General features: G+C 68.0%; 3 protein-coding genes. 1 reads left to right on the top strand and 2 read right to left on the bottom strand.

Translation table 11 applies throughout. The annotated features are described in order from the left end of the window. Positions 1-126: 126 nt before the first annotated feature. Positions 127-882 carry an MBL fold metallo-hydrolase gene (locus ACWF94_RS34870; RefSeq protein ID WP_453498012.1) on the top strand — a complete coding sequence of 252 codons (756 nt, stop codon included), beginning with the start codon at positions 127-129 and terminating at the stop codon, positions 880-882. Between the two features lie 88 nt (positions 883-970). On the opposite strand, the gene ACWF94_RS34865 is transcribed toward ACWF94_RS34870, so the two are convergent. Together ACWF94_RS34865 and ACWF94_RS34860 are read right to left on the bottom strand one after the other, a co-directional pair. After that, entirely contained in the window at positions 971-2,026 is a 1,056-nt protein-coding gene (locus ACWF94_RS34865; protein ID WP_453498009.1) for an NUDIX domain-containing protein, read from the bottom strand. Next, positions 2,023-3,396 (bottom strand): integrase, encoded by a 1,374-nt coding sequence (locus ACWF94_RS34860; protein WP_453498006.1) that lies wholly within the window; start codon positions 3,394-3,396, stop codon positions 2,023-2,025. The genes ACWF94_RS34865 and ACWF94_RS34860 overlap by 4 nt, the downstream gene beginning before the upstream one ends. Positions 3,397-4,231: the final 835 nt, after the last annotated feature.

Raw genomic sequence — 4,231 nt, 5'->3', positions numbered from 1 at the left:
ACGCCGTACCCGCGCAGACCCTCAGCCCGCTGGTCCGCCCACCCCCCCTCGTCCGCGCGCAGCTGAATTCATCTGCTCACAGGGAAGATCGTTCGTCCGTGGGCGGACGGCGCCTACGTTGGGTTCATGGACATCATCGACGTTCTTCCCCGGCTCCGCCTGCTCCGCTTCCCCGTCGGACAGGCGTATCTGTGGCGCGACGGGGACGAGCTGACGCTGATCGACGCGGGCACGATCGGCGCCGGCGCGCTCATCGCGGACGCCGTGACCGGGCTGGGGCTGCGACCGCGCGACGTACGGCGGATCGTGCTCACACACTTCCACGAGGATCACGCGGGCGGGGCGGGCGAGTTCGCCGCGCTGAGCGGTGCGGCCGTGCTGGCGCACCGTCTGGACGCACCGTACATACGGAGTGACGAGCCGGGTCCGCCGCCCCGGTTCGAGGAGTGGGAGCTGCCCCTCCATGCGGAGGCGGCCAGGAAGCTCCCGCCGTCCTCGGCCCGGCGGGTGCTGCCCGCCGAGGTGGTGACAGTGGAGGGCGGCGAGGTGCTCGACTTCGGGGGCGGGGCCCGGGTGGTGCACATACCGGGGCATACGGAGGGCAGCATCGCCATCCATCTGCCGGAGCACGGTGTGCTGTTCACGGGGGACGCCGTGGCCGCGGCGCCGGACGACGGCCGGGTGATCGCGGGGGTGTTCAATCTGGACCGGGAACGCACGGTGGAGTCGTTCCGGAGGCTGGCCGCCCTCGACATGGATGTGGCGTGCTTCGGTCATGGCGGTCCGGTACGGAAGGACGCGTCGGCGGTCCTGCGGGCGGCGGTCGAGCGCGACCACGGCGCCCCGCCCCGGCAGCGGGCCCCGCTCACCGGCCCGGCCTGACAACTCGGCCCGACAACCCGGTCTGACCGACCCGGCCTGACGGCTCAGCCCGACAGCTCAGCCCGACAACCCGGCCCGACGGCCCGGTCTAGAGCGGGACTCCCCCTTCCAAGTAGACGGCAGCGCCCCTCTCCCGTGCGCGCAGCGCCCACCGGAGCCGCTCGTACCGCAAGGGCGGCAGCAGCCGCTGAGCCTCCTGCTCGCCCACGAACCGCCAGCCGCGCAGTTCGTCCTCGGGCAGCAGCACCCGTCCGGCGTCGTCGCCGTCCAGCAGCCCGCCGTCGAAGAGCAGCCGCAGCCCGCCGTACCCGGGCGGCCTCGGCGCCTCCCAGTCGACGACGAGCAGCCGGGGCACCCGGTCGAGTTCGATGCCCAGTTCCTCCGCGACCTCCCGCATCCCGGCGCGCGCGGGCGCCTCCCCGCGCTCCACGACCCCGCCGGGGAACTCCCAGCCCGGCTTGTAGGTCGGGTCGACGAGCAGCACCCGGTCCTCCTCGTCGAAGAGCAGCACCCCGGCCGCGAGGGTCTCGGCGGTCGGCTCGGGCGTCTGCACGATCTCGCAGGCGGCGGCCTCTCCCGTACGGACCGCGTCGGCGATCCGGTGGGCGGCCTGCCGGGGGTCGAGCGCGCTGGAGTCCACGACGTACGCGTCCTCGCTGATCCACTCCAGCGCCGCGAGGTAGGGCTCGATGTGGTCGTACGACCACTGTCTGCGGCTCGGTTCCTCCCCGGTGTCCGCCGGGGCGTCCGCGACCGGGGCATCCGGCTCCTCAAGGCCCGCGATCCGCGCGCGCAGGATCGTTTCATCCGGCCGCAGCAGCACCTGCCGTACCGGAATCCGGCGGGCGGCCAGGCCGCCGAATATCTCGTCCCGGTACTCCTGGCGCAGCACGGTCATCGGCACCACCAGCACCCCGCCCAACTCGGCCAGCATGGCCGCCGCCGTGTCCACCACGAGCCGCCGCCAGATGGGCAGGTCCTGATAGTCGCTCACCTCGGCGAGCCGCTTCGGCGGCAGCATGAGGCGCAGTCCGGCACCGATGAGTTCGGGGTCGTACAGCGTGCTGTTCGGGATCAGATCGATCAGTTCGCGCGCGGTGGTTGTCTTGCCCGCTCCGAACGCACCGTTGATCCAGACGATCATTCGTACTCCAAGACAGGTAGGCCGCTGAACAGGGACGGAGCAGCATTGCGCAGGTCATCTGGGAGCGGCATGGGAAAAGGTGGCGTCCTCAACCCCGCACCCACTACTTCTTTCTCCCATACGCGCTGAAGGTACTCCCCAATCCTCTCCTCCATCGCAACCGTCACCTCGCTGTACACACCCTCCACACCCGGAAGCTCACGCCCCATTCGGGCCTCCACCGCCACGCGCGGAATGTCACCCGGCTCATCCAGCTTCGCCTTGTGCCAGTGCCGCAAGCGGTAGATGTCCTGCCCGGCCATCTCCGGGACCGCCGGCATCGCGGGCCGCGCCCACCGCGCATACCGCGGCCCGGAGTCCCGTTTGTCGGCGCCGTCCCGGATCGGGTACCAGTAGTCCCGATCGAAATCCGTCCCCAGAAGCGGCTTCCCCGTGACAGACAGAAACGTCCACGGCTTCTCGTGAGACGCCAGCAGAGCCTCATGCATCTCATGGAGGAAGGGCGGCATCACCAGTGTTCTCCATGAGTCGAACTTCGGAGCTGCCAGCACGTGCCGTTTGTCCGCGACGTACGTCTGATACTGCACCCGCATCGCGTGCATCGCCTCGTACCGCTGCTCGGCTTCCTCGCGCAGTTCGTCGTCAGGCTCGGAGGCGGGCCAGTAGGGTGACGAGTAACCCCGCTGGAGGCCGAACATCTCGCCAGGAGGGCGGGCACCAGTGAAAGCCACCGTCCATATGTACGCCCAGCCGGTGAAGCCCCACAACGTGTGGGCGTTCACGGCCAACTGGTGCATGGACTGGATGGACAGCTTGCGCTTGACGCGGCGGGTGTGCTTTCGCTTGTACCGGCCGCGGCGACGCTGTTCCACGATCGGGCTTTCTTCGCGGAGTTTGTACTTCACAACCGCGTCGTCCATCAGCATCTTGAAAAGCCCGAGGATGTTCTTGCTGTAGTTGTCCGAGTACTTGCCGGTCACGTAGTTACGGAAGGCGTCGCACTCGAGCGGCGTGATCTCTTCGACGTTCCACTGCGCCCAGTACGGTTTGATCACCGCGTTCAGCCGCGACGCATTGGTCCTGTTCGAGTTGGCCCGCAGGTTGGCGTCCTTGAACCAGCGGTCGATGTAGACCGCCATGTTCATAGGGTCACCCGCCTTGCGGCGGTTGCGCTTGTTGCGGACGTCGGACTCCCGGTCGAGGCCGTAGGCGTACGCCTCGCTCTCGTCCTGGAACGACACACCGGGCTCGGGGCCGCTGGCGGACTCGTACCGCTTCTTCTTCGTCGGATTGCCATCAGCGTCGAGCTTGTACTCGCCGCTCCACCACTTCACGCGGATGCTATTCCCGCGCACTTCTATGTAGGGCACCTGTCATCCCACCGATGATTGATGAGTGGTGCGCGGGGTGCTGGCGAGTATCGCCGGCACCTCCCACCGCCTGCCCTATTGCGTTTGCCCAATGAGACAACTGCGACATGACGAGCAGTCAAGTTCTGCGCCTTCATGAACCGCCTGGCGCGTTCCTGGAGACCGCGATCTTGGGCAATTCCGGAGGACAGGACACACACCGCCTCTCCTGCTACTTGGGCTGTCCTGCGGCCCCAGTTCCAGGCTGATGATGTTTCTCACCGGTCACCCTAGCTCCCGTACGGAAACCTCCCCGGGTGGTCCTGGTCGGAGTGGCATGCCGAACGAGCGTGCGTCAGGGGAAATGTGAGGAATCCTCAACCCGGAATACCTCAATCCGGTAACGCCCAAACGGTTGCACGGCCGGGCGCCTTCACCCACACCTCACTCCGACACATGCCCCCCCTTCCGCAGGACCTCGACCAGCTCTTCACTGAACGCATCCAGGTCGCCAATCGCGGCGTGCGGCATCGTCCGCCTGGCCGCCTCGAACGTCGCCTTTCGCACAGCCTCCGAGCCCAGGCCGGCACGACTCGACTCGCCCGGCGCGGACCGGTCATTCTGCAACACCCGCAAGGAAGCCATCCTGGAGGAGGCTGTGACCGCGCCGGAGGTGGGTCCGGGATGCCCCATCACCGGCGGCGGCTGATCCACACCGACCGAGGGCGGGGAGAATATCTGGCCGCGAGTGGGGCGATCATGCGGTTCTGATCCACTTCTTGTGGGGCGGTTGCGGAGGGTGACGGTGCTCAGTCTGCGAGGAGGATTTGGCGTCGGAGGAGGTCGAATCCGGCCC

The organism is Streptomyces sp. NPDC055078 (genome assembly GCF_053607985.1).
The sequence above is the reverse complement of the archived record's forward strand: the minus strand, read 5'-3'. Positions and strand labels throughout refer to the sequence as shown.